Origin of the sequence: Kitasatospora sp. NPDC059646 (assembly GCF_042734615.1) — a bacterium.
In the GTDB taxonomy this organism is placed as follows: domain Bacteria; phylum Actinomycetota; class Actinomycetes; order Streptomycetales; family Streptomycetaceae; genus Kitasatospora.
The window spans coordinates 11794-27501 of the sequence record NZ_JBHWDS010000039.1; the positions used below are offsets into that span (position 1 = coordinate 11794).

General features: G+C 74.2%; 18 protein-coding genes. 4 read left to right on the forward strand and 14 right to left on the reverse strand.

The window, feature by feature from the left end; genetic code table 11:
* Positions 1–19: 19 nt before the first annotated feature.
* The 8 genes from hisF to hisD are packed head-to-tail and all read right to left on the reverse strand — an operon-like array spanning position 20 to position 5764.
* Positions 20–790, reverse strand: a complete 771-nt coding sequence (gene hisF / locus ACFV1L_RS24805) for an imidazole glycerol phosphate synthase subunit HisF (RefSeq protein WP_380369392.1) — start codon at positions 788–790, stop codon at positions 20–22.
* Positions 787–1221, reverse strand: coding sequence for a Rid family hydrolase (locus ACFV1L_RS24810; RefSeq protein WP_380369395.1), 435 nt, complete (start codon positions 1219–1221; stop codon positions 787–789). The genes hisF and ACFV1L_RS24810 overlap by 4 nt, the downstream gene beginning before the upstream one ends.
* Entirely contained in the window at positions 1218–1946 is a 729-nt protein-coding gene (gene priA, locus ACFV1L_RS24815; RefSeq protein WP_035861549.1) for a bifunctional 1-(5-phosphoribosyl)-5-((5-phosphoribosylamino)methylideneamino)imidazole-4-carboxamide isomerase/phosphoribosylanthranilate isomerase PriA, read from the reverse strand. Before priA ends, ACFV1L_RS24810 begins: the two co-directional genes overlap by 4 nt.
* A 20-nt stretch (positions 1947–1966) precedes the next feature.
* Positions 1967–2602 (reverse strand): imidazole glycerol phosphate synthase subunit HisH, encoded by a 636-nt coding sequence (gene hisH, locus ACFV1L_RS24820; RefSeq protein WP_380369398.1) that lies wholly within the window; start codon positions 2600–2602, stop codon positions 1967–1969.
* A 13-nt stretch (positions 2603–2615) separates the two neighbouring features.
* Positions 2616–2759: a hypothetical protein gene (locus ACFV1L_RS24825; RefSeq protein ID WP_035861557.1), complete on the reverse strand. Its 144-nt coding sequence runs from the start codon at positions 2757–2759 to the stop codon at positions 2616–2618.
* Complete coding sequence (gene hisB / locus ACFV1L_RS24830) at positions 2759–3352, reverse strand: imidazoleglycerol-phosphate dehydratase HisB (RefSeq protein WP_380369401.1); 594 nt, start codon at positions 3350–3352, stop codon at positions 2759–2761. Before hisB ends, ACFV1L_RS24825 begins: the two co-directional genes overlap by 1 nt.
* A 7-nt stretch (positions 3353–3359) precedes the next feature.
* On the reverse strand, positions 3360–4460 hold the full coding sequence (locus tag ACFV1L_RS24835) for a histidinol-phosphate transaminase (RefSeq protein WP_380369404.1): 1101 nt from the start codon (positions 4458–4460) through the stop codon (positions 3360–3362).
* Positions 4457–5764: a histidinol dehydrogenase gene (hisD, locus tag ACFV1L_RS24840; RefSeq protein WP_380369406.1), complete on the reverse strand. Its 1308-nt coding sequence runs from the start codon at positions 5762–5764 to the stop codon at positions 4457–4459. Before hisD ends, ACFV1L_RS24835 begins: the two co-directional genes overlap by 4 nt.
* A gap of 94 nt (positions 5765–5858) precedes the next feature.
* Between hisD and ACFV1L_RS24845 the strand changes: the two genes are divergently transcribed.
* Genes ACFV1L_RS24845 through ybaK form a run of 3 tightly spaced genes read left to right on the forward strand, consistent with a single transcriptional unit; the run spans position 5859 to position 8851 of the window.
* Positions 5859–7514 (forward strand): oxidoreductase, encoded by a 1656-nt coding sequence (locus ACFV1L_RS24845; protein ID WP_380369409.1) that lies wholly within the window; start codon positions 5859–5861, stop codon positions 7512–7514.
* A 60-nt stretch (positions 7515–7574) separates the two neighbouring features.
* Positions 7575–8303 carry an LON peptidase substrate-binding domain-containing protein gene (locus ACFV1L_RS24850; protein WP_380369412.1) on the forward strand — a complete coding sequence of 243 codons (729 nt, stop codon included), beginning with the start codon at positions 7575–7577 and terminating at the stop codon, positions 8301–8303.
* 14 nt (positions 8304–8317) lie between these two features.
* Positions 8318–8851 (forward strand): Cys-tRNA(Pro) deacylase, encoded by a 534-nt coding sequence (gene ybaK, locus ACFV1L_RS24855; protein WP_380369415.1) that lies wholly within the window; start codon positions 8318–8320, stop codon positions 8849–8851.
* Between the two features lie 135 nt (positions 8852–8986).
* On the opposite strand, the gene ACFV1L_RS24860 is transcribed toward ybaK, so the two are convergent.
* From ACFV1L_RS24860 to ACFV1L_RS24875, 4 genes are all read right to left on the reverse strand, one after another.
* Positions 8987–9607, reverse strand: coding sequence for a DUF2567 domain-containing protein (locus tag ACFV1L_RS24860; protein WP_380369417.1), 621 nt, complete (start codon positions 9605–9607; stop codon positions 8987–8989).
* A 71-nt stretch (positions 9608–9678) separates the two neighbouring features.
* Positions 9679–10479 carry an ABC transporter permease gene (locus ACFV1L_RS24865; protein ID WP_380369420.1) on the reverse strand — a complete coding sequence of 267 codons (801 nt, stop codon included), beginning with the start codon at positions 10477–10479 and terminating at the stop codon, positions 9679–9681.
* Positions 10476–11441: an ABC transporter ATP-binding protein gene (locus ACFV1L_RS24870; protein WP_380369422.1), complete on the reverse strand. Its 966-nt coding sequence runs from the start codon at positions 11439–11441 to the stop codon at positions 10476–10478. Before ACFV1L_RS24870 ends, ACFV1L_RS24865 begins: the two co-directional genes overlap by 4 nt.
* 53 nt (positions 11442–11494) lie before the next feature.
* The gene (locus ACFV1L_RS24875) at positions 11495–12649 is read right to left on the reverse strand and encodes an NYN domain-containing protein (protein ID WP_380369425.1); all 1155 of its coding nucleotides are present in this window, start codon (positions 12647–12649) and stop codon (positions 11495–11497) included.
* A 159-nt stretch (positions 12650–12808) separates the two neighbouring features.
* Between ACFV1L_RS24875 and ACFV1L_RS24880 the strand changes: the two genes are divergently transcribed.
* Positions 12809–13585 (forward strand): hypothetical protein, encoded by a 777-nt coding sequence (locus ACFV1L_RS24880; RefSeq protein WP_380369428.1) that lies wholly within the window; start codon positions 12809–12811, stop codon positions 13583–13585.
* Between the two features lie 51 nt (positions 13586–13636).
* On the opposite strand, the gene ACFV1L_RS24885 is transcribed toward ACFV1L_RS24880, so the two are convergent.
* Positions 13637–14665, reverse strand: coding sequence for an aspartate-semialdehyde dehydrogenase (locus ACFV1L_RS24885; protein ID WP_380369430.1), 1029 nt, complete (start codon positions 14663–14665; stop codon positions 13637–13639).
* 147 nt (positions 14666–14812) lie between these two features.
* Complete coding sequence (locus ACFV1L_RS24890) at positions 14813–15640, reverse strand: dihydrodipicolinate synthase family protein (protein ID WP_380369432.1); 828 nt, start codon at positions 15638–15640, stop codon at positions 14813–14815.
* Positions 15641–15708 lie beyond the last annotated feature (68 nt).

A 15708-nucleotide genomic window follows, 5' to 3' on the forward strand; every position in this document is an offset into this window, starting at 1 on the left:
GCGCGGCTCCGGCCGGGGCTCAGCGGACGGGGTGCCCGGTGGCCCGGAGCTCGTCCTTGACCTGGCCGATCGTCAGGTCGCCGAAGTGGAAGACACTGGCGGCGAGCACCGCGTCCGCGCCGGCGTCGACCGCGGGAGCGAAGTCGGCGAGCTTGCCGGCGCCGCCGGAGGCGATCACGGGCACCGAGACGGCCTTGCGGGCGGCGCGGATCATCTCCAGGTCGTAGCCGTCCTTGGTGCCGTCGGCGTCCATCGAGTTCAGCAGGATCTCGCCGGCGCCGAGTTCGGCGGCCCGGACCGTCCACTCGATCGCGTCCAGCCCGGTGCCCCGGCGGCCGCCGTGGGTGGTGACCTCGAAGCCGGACGCGGTCTCGGTGCCCTCGGGGCAGCGGCGGGCGTCGACCGACAGCACCAGCACCTGGCGGCCGAAGCGCTGCGCGATCTCCCGGATCAGCTCGGGGCGGGCGATCGCCGCGGTGTTGACGCCGACCTTGTCGGCGCCGGCCCGCAGCAGCCGGTCGACGTCCTCGACGGTGCGCACGCCGCCGCCGACGGTCAGCGGGATGAACACCTGCTCGGCGGTGCGGCGGACCACGTCGTAGGTGGTCTCCCGGGAGCCGGACGAGGCGGTGATGTCGAGGAAGGTCAGCTCGTCGGCGCCCTGGGCGTCGTAGAGCTTGGCGAGTTCGACCGGGTCGCCGGCGTCGCGCAGGTTCTGGAAGTTGACGCCCTTGACGACGCGGCCGGCGTCCACGTCCAGACAGGGGATGACGCGTACTGCGAGTGTCACGGCTGCTTGCCTTCCAAAGTGCGGGCCAGGCCGGGCCGGTGGGCCTCCACCTCGACCTCGACCATCATCCGGGAGTCGGTCAGGCCCTGGACCACCACCATCGTGGTGACCGGGCGGACGGTGTCGAAGAGTTCCTTGTGGGCGCGGCCGACCTCGTCGCAGTCCCGGACGTGGGTGAGGTACGTCCGGGTGCGGACCACGTCGGCGACGCCCAGTCCGTAGCGGTCGAGCGCGGCGAAGGCCGCCTTGAAGGCGGCGAGCGTCTGCTCGTACGGGCCGCCCTCGACGGAGGCGGCCGCGTCGTCGAGGGCGGTGCAGCCCGAGACCAGCACGAAGTCCCCGGCTGCCACCGCCCGGGAGGATCCGTGAGCGTCCTCGGACGGGGACTCCGCGGAGTGGCGGGCGGCGGCGGCCGGGGTTTCGTCGGTCATCGGGACACAGCCTCCAGGGCCTCTTCGAGGGTGAACTTCTGCTCGTAGAGGGCCTTGCCGACGATCGATCCCTCGACGCCCTCCGGCACCAGGGTGGCGATCGCGCGCAGGTCGTCCAGCGACGACACGCCGCCGGAGGCGACCACCGGGCGGTCGGTGGCGGCGCAGACGTCGCGCAGCAGCTGCAGGTTGGGGCCGGTCAGGGTGCCGTCGCGGTTGACGTCGGTGACCACGTAGCGGGCGCAGCCCTCGGAGTCCAGGCGGGCCAGGACGTCGAACAGCTGGCCGCCGTCGCGGGTCCAGCCGCGGCCGCGCAGCGTGGTGCCGACCACGTCCAGGCCGACGGCGATCTTGTCGCCGTGCTCGGCGATCACCTTGGCGACCCACTCGGGGCTCTCCAGCGCGGCGGTGCCGAGGTTGACCCGGGTGCAGCCGGTGGCGAGCGCGGCGGCCAGCGACTCGTCGTCGCGGATGCCGCCGGACAGCTCGACCTTGATGTCGAGCCGGCCGGTGACCTCGCGGAGCAGGTCGCGGTTGCTGCCGGTGCCGAACGCGGCGTCCAGGTCGACCAGGTGCAGCCACTCGGCGCCGGCGTTCTGCCAGGCCAGGGCGGCGGCGAGCGGCTCGCCGAACGAGGTCTCGGTGCCGGAGGCGCCCTTGACCAGGCGGACGGCCTGCCCGTCGCGGACGTCGACGGCGGGCAGCAGTTCGAGGCGGTTGGTCATTTCTGATGCGCTCTCAGTCGTCAGAGGGTGTCGACCCAGTTGGTCAGCAGGGCGGCGCCGGCGTCGCCGGACTTCTCGGGGTGGAACTGGGTGGCCCACAGCGGGCCGTTCTCCACCGCGGCGACGAACGGCTGCCCGTGGGTGGCCCAGGTCACCTTGGGGGCGCGGATCTTCTCCGAGTGGGTCTCCAGCACCCAGTGCCGCACGCCGTAGGAGTGCACGAAGTAGAACCGGGTGTCGGCGTCCAGGCCGGCGAACATCCGGGTGCCCTCGGGGGCGTCCACGGTGTTCCAGCCCATGTGCGGGACGACCGGCGCGTCCAGCGGCTCGACCACGCCGGGCCACTCGTCGCAGCCCGCCGACTCGACGCCGTGCTCGACGCCCTTCTCGAACAGGATCTGCATGCCGACGCAGATGCCCAGCACCGGGCGGCCGCCGGCCAGCCGGCGGCCGATCACCTGCTCGCCGCGGACCGCCTTCAGGCCGCGCATGCACGCCTCGAAGGCACCGACGCCCGGCACCAGCAGGCCGTCCGCGTCCAGCGCCTGCTGGAAGTTCGAGGTGACGGTGACCTCGGCGCCGGTCCGCTCCAGGGCGCGCTGCGCGGAGCGCAGGTTGCCGGAGCCGTAGTCCAGCACCACCACGTTCTTGCTCATGTCGCGGAAACTCCTAGAAGCGCAGGATGCCTGCGGCCAGGCACATGGCCGAGGCGAAGGCGAGGACGAGGATCACGCTCTTCGGCTTGTCCTGCTTCCAGAACGACCAGACGCCGGTGGCGAAGAAGATGCCGAGGAAGATCAGTACCGTCGCCATCAGAGGGCGCCCTTCGTGGACGGGAGGATGCCCTCGGCGCGCGGGTCCCGCTCCGAGGCGTAGCGCAGCGCCCGGGCGAGCGCCTTGAACTGGCACTCGACGATGTGGTGGGCGTTGCGGCCGTACGGCACGTGCACGTGCAGGGCGATCTGCGCCTGCGCCACGAAGGACTCCAGGATGTGCCGGGTCATCGTGGTGTCGTACGAGCCGATCATCGGGGCCATGCCCTCGGGCTCGGAGTGCACCAGGTACGGGCGGCCCGACAGGTCGACCGTGACCTGCGCCAGCGACTCGTCCAGCGGGACGGTGCAGTTGCCGAACCGGTAGATGCCGACCTTGTCGCCCAGCGCCTGCTTGAAGGCGGCGCCGAGGGCGAGGGCGGTGTCCTCGATGGTGTGGTGGGTGTCGATGTGCAGGTCGCCCTCGGTCTTCACGGTGAGGTCGAAGAGGCCGTGGCGGCCGAGCTGGTCGAGCATGTGGTCGTAGAACCCGACGCCCGTGGAGACGTCCGTCCTGCCGGTGCCGTCGAGGTCGATCTCGACCAGGACGGTGGTCTCCTTGGTGGTGCGTTCGACGCGGCCGATACGGGACATTGCGGGTTTACAGCTCCTTGATCACTGTGGAGACGGCGCTCAGGAAGGCGTCGTTCTCGGCGGGGGTGCCGGCGGTGACGCGCAGCCACCCGGGCACGCCGTTGTCGCGGACCAGCACGCCCCGGTCGAGGATCGCCCGCCACACCGCGTGGGTGTCGGCGAAGCGGCCGAACTGGATGAAGTTGGCGTCCGACTCGGTCACGTCGAGCCCGAGGCCGCGCAGCGCGGCCACCACCCGGTCGCGCTCGGACTTCAGCTGCTCCACGTAGCCGAGCAGCGTGCCGGTGTGCTCCAGGCAGGCCAGCGCGGTGGCCTGGGTGACGGCCGACAGGTGGTACGGCAGCCGGACCAGCTGCACCGCGTCCACCACCGCCGGGTCGGCGGCCAGGTAGCCGAGCCGCAGCCCGGCCGCGCCGAACGCCTTCGACATGGTGCGGGAGACCACCAGGTTCGGCCGGCCCTCCAGCAGCGGCAGCAGCGAGGCGCGGTGCGAGAACTCGACGTACGCCTCGTCCACGATCACCATGCTCGGCCCGGCCGCCTGCGCGGCCTCGTACAGCGCGAGCACGGTGTCGGCGTCCACGGCGGTGCCGGTCGGGTTGTTCGGCGAGCAGACGAACACCACGTTCGGGCGCAGCTCGGCGATCGCCGCGCGGGCCGCGTCCAGGTCGATGGTGAAGTCGGCGTTGCGCGGGCCGGAGACCCAGCCGGTGCCGGTGCCGCGGGCGATCAGCGCGTGCATCGAGTACGAGGGCTCGAAGCCGATCGCGGTGCGGCCGGGCCCGCCGAAGGTCTGCAGCAGCTGCTGCAGCACCTCGTTGGAGCCGTTGGCGGCCCACACCTGCCCGGTGGTCACCGGGTACCCGGTGGTGTCGGTCAGGTACTGCGCCAGGCCGGTGCGCAGTTCGACCGCGTCCCGGTCCGGGTAGCGGTTGAGGTGCCGGGCGGCGTCAGCCACCCGCTCGGCGATCCGGGCCACCAGGGGCTCCGGCAGCGGGTACGGGTTCTCGTTGGTGTTCAGCTGGACGGGCACGTCCAACTGCGGCGCGCCGTAGGGGGACTGGCCGCGCAGCTCGTCCCGGACGGGGAGGTCGTCGATCTTCGTCACGAGCCGGGAACCGTCCAGTCGAATCGGGCCTTCACGGCGTCGCCGTGGCCGGGCAGGTCCTCGGCCTCGGACAGGTTGACCACGTGCGCGGCGATCCCCGCCAGCGCCTCCCGGTCGTACTCGACGACCTGGACGCCGCGCAGGAAGGTCTGCACGGACAGGCCCGACGAGTGGCAGGCGCAGCCGCCGGTCGGCAGCACGTGGTTGGAGCCGGCCGCGTAGTCGCCCAGCGAGACCGGGGTGTAGCGGCCGAGGAAGATCGCGCCGGCGTTGCGCACCCGCTCGGAGACGGCGTGCGGGTCGGCGGTCTGGATCTCCAGGTGCTCGGCGGCGTACGCGTTGACCACGGCCAGGCCCTGGTCGAGGCCGTCGACCAGGATGATCCCGGACTGCGGGCCGCCCAGCGCCTCGGCCACCCGCTCGGAGTGCCGGGTGCGGGCGACCTGGGCCTTCAGCTCGGCCTCCACCGCGTCGGCCAGCTCCACCGAGGCGGTGACCAGCACCGAACCGGACGTCGGGCCGTGCTCGGCCTGGCTGATCAGGTCGGCGGCGACCTCGGCGGCGTCCGCCGTGTCGTCCGCGAGCACCATGATCTCGGTCGGGCCGGCCTCCGAGTCGATGCCGATCCGGCCGGCGAACAGCCGCTTCGCGGCCGCCACGTAGATGTTTCCCGGGCCGGTGACCAGGTTGACCGGCGCGCACTCCTCGGTGCCGAGGGCGAACATCGCCACCGCCTGGGCGCCGCCCACCGCGTACACCTCGTCGACGCCGAGCAGCGCGCACGCCGCCAGGATCGCCGGGTGCACCCGGCCGCCGAACGCCTTCTGCGGCGGCGAGGACACCGCGATGCCGCGCACCCCGGCCTCCTGCGCCGGCACCACGTTCATCACGACGGAGGACGGGTAGACCGCCAGACCGCCCGGCACGTACAGGCCGACCCGGTCCACCGGCACCCAGCGCTGGGTCACCGTGCCGCCCGGCACCACCTGCGTGGTGTGCCCGGCGCGCCGCTGGTCGCCGTGGACGGCGCGGGCCCGGCGGATCGACTCCTCCAGCGCGGCCCGGACCTTCGGGTCGAGCTGCTCCAGCGCCTCGGCGATCTGCTCGGCCGGGACCCGGGTCGACGTCAGCCGCACCCCGTCGAAGCGCTCGGTGATGTCGATCAACGCCGCCACGCCGCGATGGCGTACGTCCTCCGCGATCGGCCGCACCTTCTCAAGGGCGGCCGCCACGTCGAACTCGGCACGGGGCAGCACGTCGCGGGGGTCCTGGTCGGAGCCGCGGAGGTCGATTCGAGAGATCACAGGGCCAAGTGTAAGGAGTGACGAAAAACGACATCCGGGCATTTCAGTCCGTGATACGAAGGGTGAGACGACGACAAGATCATCGGGGGACGCGGTGGAACAGGCACCGGACGACTGGACCGACACCGAACGCGGCCTGTGGGAGGCGTTCCGCCACGGCGAGGTGTACGACCTGCGGGCCCGGCGCGCCGGGCAGCGCACCGACCTGGTCCTGCCCGCCCCCGCCGGCGCGGCCGTCCGCCCCGACCGGGAGAGCCACGGCCCCGACGACCCGTTCACCGCCGAGGAGTGGGGCCCCGAGCGGACCGTCCGCGCCGAAGTGGTCGCCCGGCTGCTGCTGCACGGACCGGACCCCGTCCCCGGCCGGGTCACCGCGCTGAAGCTCACCGGCGCCCGGATCACCGGCGACCTCCGCCTGGCCGGCGGCACCATCGGCGGCTACGTCGAGTTCCAGCTCTGCCGCTTCGAGCGCAAGCTGCTGATCTCCGAGGCCGACGCCGGCACCCTGCGGCTGGTCTCCTGCACCCTCCCCCGGCTGGAGGCCTCCCGGCTCGCCACCGACGGCGACGTCCACCTCGCCCGCTGCGGCATACCCGGCGGCATCCGCCTCACCGACGCCCGGATCGGCACCGACCTGCTGCTCAACCAGTCCGCCGTCGGCCCCGACTCCTTCGGGCGCGCCATCTCCGCCGACGGCCTCACCGTCAACCAGGACTGCGAGGCCGAACGCCTCGACCTGCTCGGCGAACTCAGCCTCCGCTCGGCCCGCATCGGCGGCCGGCTCTCGCTGCGCGGCGCGGCGCTGCGGGCCGCCCCCGACAACCCGAACGCGCTGAACGCCCCGCGCATCACCATCGGCCACACCCTGTACCTGTCCGGCTCCGACGACAACACCTGGACCGGCTCGCGCACCGTGTACGGCTCCGGCTACGGCGAGTCCGGCGACACCCTCGAACGCCGCGCCACCCGGCACACCCCGTTCCGCTCCTGGGGCCGGATCCGGCTCTCCGACGCCCGATTCGACAACGCCTGCCTGATCACCGCCGCCGAGTTCCACCTCGGCCCCGGCCAGGAGCTCTCCCTCAACCGGATCCAGACCCCCGAACTGCGCTTCACCTGCTGCACGCCGCCCACCGGCACCGTCAGCCTCAACCGCGCCCGGATCGGCAACCTGGTCGACTCCCCCGACGCCTGGCCCACCGACCAGCACATCTCCCTCACCGGCTTCAGCTACGAATCGCTCCGCCCCGCCGTCCCGTTCCCGCTGGAGCGCCGCGTCGCATGGCTCGAATCCGGCGCCGAGTTCCGCCCCGAGGCGTACGAGCAGCTCGCCGCAGCGCTGCGCCGCGACGGCGCCGACGAGGACGCCCGCACCGTCCTGCTCGCCAAGCAGCGCCGCCGCCGCGCCACCCTGCCGCTGCCCGGCCGGATCTGGGGCCACCTCCAGGACGCCGCCGTCGGCTACGGCTACCGCCCCGGCCGCGCCGCCGCCTGGCTGGTGCTGGCCTGGGCGCTCGGCACCGTCTACTTCCAGCACCACCCGCCGGCGGCGCTCAAGCCCGACGAGAAGGTGGTCTGGAACCCGGCCCTGTACGCGGCCGGCAAGGTCCTCCCGCTGATCGACCTCGGCCAGTCCGGCTGGAACCCCGACCACGCCGGGCAGTGGGTCGCCACCGCCCTGGTCCTGACCGGCTGGGTCCTCGCCACCACCGCCGTCGCGGGCGTCACCCGCCTCCTCCAGCGCGGCTAGGCCGGGGCCCGGCGGTAAGTCCGGAGCGGGGGCGGCCCTGCGGGAACTACGCTGTCCGCCGTGACTGATCGGCTCCCGCTCTTCCCGTTGAACACGGTCCTGTACCCGGGCCTGGTGCTGCCCCTGCACGTCTTCGAGGAGCGCTACCGCCGCTTGGTCGCCGACCTGCAGAAGCTGCCCGAGGAGGAGCCGCGCCGCTTCGGCGTGGTCGCGATCCGGGACGGCCGGGAGACCGCGCCGGTCCGTGAATCCGACGACCCCGCAGGCCCGTTGGACGGGATCGGCGCCCCCGGCGGCGATCCGCTGGACGCCCTCCACCCGGTCGGCTGCGTCGCCGACGTCGCCTCCGTCCGGGAGCAGCCGGAGGGCCGCTACGAACTCCTCGTCACCGGCACCACCCGGTTCCGGCTGCGCGCGATCGACGCCACCGGCCCCTACCTGGTCGGCGACGTCTCGGTGCTGCCCGAGCAGCCCGGCGAAGGCTCCGGCGCGCTCGCCGCCGGCGTCGACCGGGCCTTCCGCACCTACCAGAAGCGGCTGGCCAGTGCCCGCGAGGCCACCCTCAGCGGCGAACCCGAACTCCCCGACGACCCGCAGGTGCTCTCCTACCTGGTCGCCGCCGCGACCGCCCTGCCGGTGGCCGTCAAGCACGAACTGCTCGCCTGCCCCGACACCGCGCAGCGCCTCACCCGCGAGCTCGAACTGCTCCGCCACGAGAGCGCGGTGATCGCCAGGCTCCCGTCCCTGCCCGCCGTCGACCTGACCCGCCAGGCCTTCAGCCCGAACTGAGGACTCCCCCGCCCATGCCCAAGAAGAAGACCGCCGGCGGCACCCCCGCCACCGTCGCCCTGGACGCCGCCGCGGTCCCGTTCACCGTCCACGAGTACGTCCACGACCCGGCCGCGGGCTCCTACGGGGCGGAGGCCGCCGAAGTCCTCGGCATCCCGCCGGAGCGCGTCTTCAAGACCCTCGTCGCCGAGACCGACGGCACCCTCGCCGTCGCCGTCGTCCCCGTCTCCGGGCAACTCGACCTCAAGGCCCTCGCCGCCGCGCTCGGCACGAAGCGCGCCGCGATGGCCGAACCCGCCGCCGCCGAACGCTCCACCGGCTACGTCCTGGGCGGCATCTCCCCGCTCGGCCAGCGCAGGAAGCTCCGCACCGTCGTCGACGCCACGGCCCTGGGCCACCCGACGATCTACGTCTCCGCCGGCAGGCGCGGCATGGAGATCGAACTCGCCCCGGCGGACCTGGTCCGGCTGACGAACGCGAAGACGTGGGCGATCGGCAGGAGCCAGGGGCGCGAGGAACTGCGCGAGGGGGAACGCACCCGACCGTGAGGTCGCGCCGCAGGGCAATGACCTGCACGTGACCGCGACGTCACGGACGTGCTCTGCGCTTGCCTCGCGCAGTTCTCCCCGGCCCTGGCGGGCCGGTAGGCACCCCTGTTCTCGCACCCGCCTGCTTCGAGGCCCCTACTGCGCCCAGTACGGCGGGCGGTCCGGCTCCCGCTTGCCGAAGGTCGCGGAGAGGGCGAGGAGCACGACGGTGGCCGTCATCGGCCAGACCAGGAGCGCGCCGTGTGCCGTGAGCTCCAGCGGCCCGTCGAACGTGCCGCCGTTGCCGACCGCGAGGGCGTGCGCGCGGAGGTCGGTGGTGGGTCCGAGGCGGGTGCCGAGCTGCCAGCCGATGACGGAGCCGAGGAGGCCGCCGAGGGCGAGGCCGACGGCGACGGCGATGCCGCCGCCGCGGGCGCGGGTCCAGAGGAAGGCGCCGAGGGCGGTGAGGACGCCGAGGGCGAGGGCGAGGACGGAGAAGACGCCGACGGCGGCGATCTGCTGTTCGCCCTCGGGGTCGCGGTAGAGGATCCGGTTGTCCTGGACCTCGAAGCCGATCCGGGGGGCGAGCCAGAGCCAGAGCAGTCCGAGGACGATGCCGAGGACCGCTCCGGCGAGGGTGATGATCGCGCCGATCCGCAGTTCGGGGCCGACCGGCGGCCGCTCGACGGGGGCGGGCGACGGGTGCGGGTGGGGCGGGGCGAACGGGTCCGACCCGGGCGGCGGCGTGTCACCCGCAGGTGTGTTCGGTACGGTCACGTCCCCATCGTTTCATGGCCGCCCCCGCCGATGTCGATCTCCCGACGGTGCGGGTTGCCCGGCGGGGCCGGTCAGCGGGCGGCGCGCCGGTACGCCCAGGTGGCGAGCGCCAGCGAGCCGAGGCCGACGGCGCCGCAGACGCCGAGGTCGAGCAGGACCCGGGCCCAGTCGGGCTGCGGGGCGAAGGTGAGGGCGAGGGCGTCGACGCCGTAGCTGGAGGGCAGCAGGTCGCGCAGCCACTGCACGGGGACGGGCAGCCGGGAGGCCGGCAGGACGCCCAGCAGCAGCGCCGCGGACATGCCCAGCTGTCCGGCGAGGGTGGCGAGTTCCTGCCGCGGGGCGAGCAGCCCGAGGGCCGCGCCGAGTCCGGCGAGCGCGGCACCGGCCAGCGGGACCACGGCGAGCAGGATCCACAGCCGGCCCATCGGCAGGTCGAACATCCAGCTGCCGGCGGCGGCGGTGACGAACACGCCGGGCACCGTGAAGGAGGCGTACGCGGCGGCGGTGCCGAGGACCACGGAGGCGGGCGGCACGGGCAGCGTCGCGTAGTGGTCGAGGCCGCCGGTGTGCCGGAGCTTCCCGAAGTACTGGGCGAGCAGGTTGAGCGCGACGAAGGCGACCACCAGGACGGCGGAGCCGGACACCACGGCGTGCGCGGACGGGTTGTCGCCGGGGTCGACGACGCCGCGCATCATCACCAGGATGCCGATGGACTGGAAGGTGGCCACGAACAGCAGCGGGATCCGGGACACCTTGGCGCGGGCCAGCTGGGCGCGGTAGACGGCGGCGAGCGCGGGCAGCAGCCGGGCGGCGGGGGCCAGCGGGGCGGCCTGCGCGGTGCCGGCGGCGGCGGGGGCGTCGAGCAGGGTCATCGGGCGAGTCCTCCGTGCCGGCCGCCGAGCCGGAGGTAGGCGTCTTCCAGGGTGGGGGTGGCGAGGGTGAAGTCGTCGAGGGCGGCGAAGGCGGGGCCGGTGGTGACGGCGGCGACCAGTTCGCGGGCCTCGTCGGGGGTGGTGCGCAGGGTCCAGCGGCGGCCGGTGCGCTCCGCACGGTCGGCGAGCGCGGCGACGGCCGGCACGTCGGTGGGGGCGTCGTGCCGCCAGACCAGGTCGAGCCGGACGTGGCCGTCGACCAGGGCCTTGAGGCCACCGGGGGTGTCGCAGGCGATGATCTTGCCGCCGTCGACGACGGCGACCCGGTCGAGCACGGTCTCTGCCTCGATGACGTTGTGCGTGACCAGCAGGACGGTGGTGCCGCGGTCGGCGCGGCGGCGGTCGACGGCGCTCCACACGGCGCGGCGGGCGACCGGGTCCATGCCGGTGGTGGGTTCGTCGAGGACCAGCAGCGGGCGGTCGCCGACCAGGGTGGCGGCGAAGCAGGCGAGGCGGCGCTGCCCGCCGGAGAGTTCGGCGAGCGGCCGGTGGGCGAGCGGTTCCAGGCCGAGTTCGGTGATCACGTCGGCGGTCCTGGTGCGGGCTTCGCGGCGGCCGAGGCCGCGGAGGCGCCCGGTGGTCTCGGCGGCGAGGGCGACGGTGAGCTCGTCGAGGGCGGTGGACTCCTGGCCGAGGTAGCCGAGCAGCCGGGCGGCCCGTTCGGGGTGGCGGACGATGTCGTGGCCGAGCAGGTCGATGGTGCCGGCGTCGGGGCGGAGCAGGCCGGTGAGCTGGCGGACCAGGGTGGACTTGCCGGCGCCGTTGGGCCCGAGCAGCCCGAAGATCTCGCCGCGCCGGACGGCGAGGTCGATGCCGTCGTTGGCCCGGACCTCGGTGCCGCCCGCCCGGTAGGTCTTGACCAGGCCGCTGACGGTGCAGCAGCCCTGAGGTGCCTTGCTCACGACGGAAGACTCTACGCGCCGTACCGGGCGTTCCGGGCACGCGGGTCGTGCGGTCAGCTGTCCTCCAGCACCCCCTGGGGCTGGCGGGTGTCGGGGACCCGGGCGGCCAGTTCCTTCCAGAAGCCCTCGCGGATGGCGTACCGGTCCTGCTCGTCGATCTGGTCCTCCTTGTGGGCGAGCAGGCCGAACCGGGCGGCGTAGCGCAGCAGTTCGCCGTCGAGGCGGTGCGGGATGCGCGGATGGTCGGTCCACAGCAGGGCGGGGCGGTCGGTGGGGGCGAGGCGGTCGAGCCAGCGGCGGGCGAAGACCTGGCCGACCTCCTGCGGGTCTCCGCCGACGCTGGTGATGTCCTCCTCGCGGTCGGCCCAGCGCTGGGCGGCGGTGGTGAGCCGGTCCAGGGTGGGCAGCGCGTCGGCGGCGGTGGCGGTGTCGGCGCGGTCCAGCCAGCCGCGGTCGGAGGACCAGCGCAGCACCGGCCCGCCGAGCGCGGCGGCCGGGGGGACGGGTGCGGGGGTGCGTCCGGCCAGGTCCTTGGGGGTGGGGATGACCCGTAACGGGGCGGGCGCGGCGGCCGCCGCGGCCGGGGCGGCGGCGCGGGGGCGCGGCGGGGCGGGCAGGACGGCGACCGGGGCGACGGGGGCGACGGGTTCGGGGGCGCTCTCCCGGGGGCGGGCCCAGCGTTCGATCCAGGCGCGGTCGAGCACCCGGCGTTCGTCGGCCTCGCCGACGAGTTCCTCGGACTGGTTGAAGTCGCCGTCGGCGGCCTCCAGGGCCCACAGGTGGACGGCGACGCCGTGCTCCTTGGCGGAGGCGACGCCGGGCAGCAGGTCGCCGTCGCCGGTGACCAGCACCACGTCGGCGCAGGCGTGGTTGCGGGCGAGTTCGCTGAGTTCGGCGTGCATGGCGGCGTCCACGCCCTTCTGCACCCAGCGGCCCTCGGCGCGGGTGAGGGCGCCGAGCCGGACGGTGACCCGGGGCAGCACCCGCAGGCGGCGGTGCTCGGGCGCCGGTCTGCGGTCGATGGCGGCGTCGAACCAGTAGATCCGCAGCAGCGGCAGCCCGGTCTCCTCCTCGGCGCGTTCGCGCAGGGCGCCGATCAGCACCGGGTGGTCGACGGCGATCCGTGACCGGCCGGGTTCTCCCGCGAGCAGGCTGGCGGCGGCGCCCAGCAGGTAGCCCGCGTCGACCAGGACGACGCAGCGGTCCATCTCCGGCACCTCCTCCTCGGCCCGGCGCCGCGGCGGTGGGGACGCCGCGCGGCGGTCCGGCCACCGTTGCGCACTCCTTTACCCGTCGTTCGCTCCGCGAACCGCGCCCGGGGGTTGCGCCGCGACCCTGGATACTGGGACATCGTGCGGAAGAGTGCGGTGGCTTTGTGCGGAGTGGCGGCGGTCGGCGCGGTCGCTCTCGTCCTGGTGCCCGCGACGGTTCCGGAGACCTCGCGCGGCGACACGGCGCTGGTGTCGGTGGTGGTCAACGGCGGCCGCACGGTGGAGCTGGGCCCGACCGAGACCCGGACCTTCCCGGTCGAGGTGACGGCGACGGACCGGTCGGGCATCCGCGCGGTCGACCCGATCGGCCTGTGGGGTCCGAACTACGCGACGCTCAAGGTCGGCCCGATGACGTGCGTGCCGCTGGACGCCACCGGCACGGTGAGCCGCTGCACGGGCGAGGCGACGGCCGCGGCGACCTCCCGGGTGCTGTTCGACGACCAGGCCGGCACCTGGTTCGTGGATCTGCGGATCCGGGCCGGCGACGGCGACCGCTACGTGTCGAAGTCGGCGGGCGGCTTCTCGCTGAAGCGGACGGCGCAGTTCGACGAGGTGTCCGGCCCGGCGCGGGCGTCCTCCGGCGAGGCCGTCCAGGTGCAGGCGCGGCTGCGGCGGGCGATGTGGGACGAGCACGACTGGGTGCCGCAGCCGGGCACGCCGGTGTACCTGCAGTTCCGGCCGGCCGGTTCGGACACCTGGACCACGCTGGCGGCGGCGGGCACGGACGGCGAGGGCCGGGTGTCGATGCAGATGCCGGCCCGGCTGTCGGGCGCGTACCAGTGGTTCGCGCCGGGCGACAAGTGGACGGGGGCGGCCGTCTCCGCCGAGCTCCCGGTCGAGGTCGACGCGGTGCCGGTGCACCCGGGGCAGTGAACGCGACGGGGTCGCCGGGGAGTTGCCCCGGCGGCCCGGCCGCGGTGGACGTCAGCCGCGCAGTTCGGCGGCGACCAGTTCGGCGATCTGCACCGCGTTGAGGGCGGCGCCCTTGCGCAGGTTGTCGTTGGAGAGGAACAGCGACAGGCCGTTGTCGACGGTCTCGTCCACCCGGATCCGGCCGACGTAGCTCGGGTCCTGGCCGGCGGCCTGCAGCGGGGTGGGGATGTCGGTGAGGACGACGCCGGGGGCGTCGGCCAGCAGTTCGGTGGCGCGCTCGGGGCCGATCGGGCGGGCGAAGCGGGCGTTGACCTGGAGCGAGTGGCCGGTGAAGACCGGGACGCGCACGCAGGTGCCGGAGACCTTGAGCCCGGGGATGCCGAGGATCTTGCGGCTCTCGTGGCGGAGCTTCTGCTCCTCGTCGGTCTCGTTGCTGCCGTCGTCGACCAGCGCGCCGGCGAACGGCAGCACGTTGAACGCGATCGGCCGCTTGTAGACGCCCGGCGCGGGGAACTCGACGGCCGCGCCGTCGTGCACCAGCGCGGTGGCGCCGTCGACGACCTTGCGGGCCTGCTCGTGCAGCTCGGAGACGCCGGCCAGGCCGGAGCCGGAGACCGCCTGGTAGGTGGAGACCACCAGCGAGACCAGCTCGGCCTCGTCGTGCAGCGGCCGCAGCACGGGCATCGCGGCCATGGTGGTGCAGTTCGGGTTGGCGATGATGCCCTTGGGGCGCTCGGCGATCGCCGCCGGGTTGACCTCCGCGACGACCAGCGGCACGTCCGGGTCGCGGCGCCACGCGGAGGAGTTGTCGATGACGACCGCTCCGGCCTCGGCGACCTTCGGGGCGAGGGCCTTGGAGGTGCTCCCGCCGGCGGAGAAGATCACGATGTCGAGGCCGCGGTAGTCGGCCGTGGCGGCGTCCTCGACGGTGACTTCGGTGTCCTTCCACGGCAGGGTGCGCCCCGCCGAGCGGGCCGAGGCGAACAGCCGCAGCTCCTCGACCGGGAAGTCCCGCTCCGCCAGGATCTCGCGGACCACGCCGCCGACCTGACCGGTGGCCCCTACGATGCCGATCCTCATCCGTCTCCTCCTCCTATGTGTTCCCAGCCATCATGCCTTGTCAGAGGGGGTTTTCGCGGAGCCGTCCCAAGGCGTGAACGCCTGCCGTCCAGCTCGGCAATCCCTCCGGTCCGGCCCCGTCGGGACCGGAAATTCTTCGCGGAGCGGTCAGCCGTGCGCGAGCAGCGGCAGCCGCACCGCGGGGGTGGGGATGCGGCCGGCGCGGTGCAGCAGGGCCTTGAGCGCGGTCGGGTTCGGTCCGGCGAACGCGGCCCGGGAGACCTCGGCCAGCTCGGCGCCGAGCTTGCGGGCCAGCGGCACGTCGCCGTCCGCCCAGGCCCGGTGCAGGGCGACGAAGCGGGCGGTCTCCAGGTGCGCGGAGGCGAGGATGCCGCCGTCGGCGCCGAGCGCGAGCAGCGGGGACAGGAACAGGTCGTCGCCCGCCAGGACGCCGCGCGGTTCGGCGGCGAGCAGCGCGATCGTCTGCTCGTCGAGGCCGCCGGGCGCGTACTTGAGGCCCGCGACCTGCGGCAGCGCCAGCAGCTCCAGCAGGGCGGCGGCGCCCAGCGGCTGCCCGGTGCGGTACGGGATGTGGTAGATCACCAGCGGCACGGGGGTGGCGGCGGCCAGTTCGCGGAAGTGCGCGAGCACCCCGGCCTCGCCGGGCCGGACGAACGCCGGGACGGCGACCAGGGCGGCGTCGGCCCGGCCGTCCAGGCGGCGCAGCGCCTCGGCGGTCCGGGCGGTGCCGCCGTGTCCGGCGCCGACGGTGAGCACGGCCCCGTACTCGGCGGTGACGCGGCGGCAGAGTTCGACGACCGCGTCCTGTTCGGCGTCGGTGAGGGAGCCGGGTTCGCCGGTGGTGCCGAGGGCGACCAGTCCGGCGGCGCCGGCGTCCAGGCTGTCGCGGGCCAGCTGCTCCAGGGCGTCGAGGGCGAGCGTGCCGTCGGCGGCGAAGGGAGTGACCAGCGGGACGTGGATGCCGTGGAGTTCCATGGGGGAAGCGTGCCGGGCACCGACCGTGCGGGTCCAGTTCACATTTCCGATGGTTCTCGTAAGCTGAG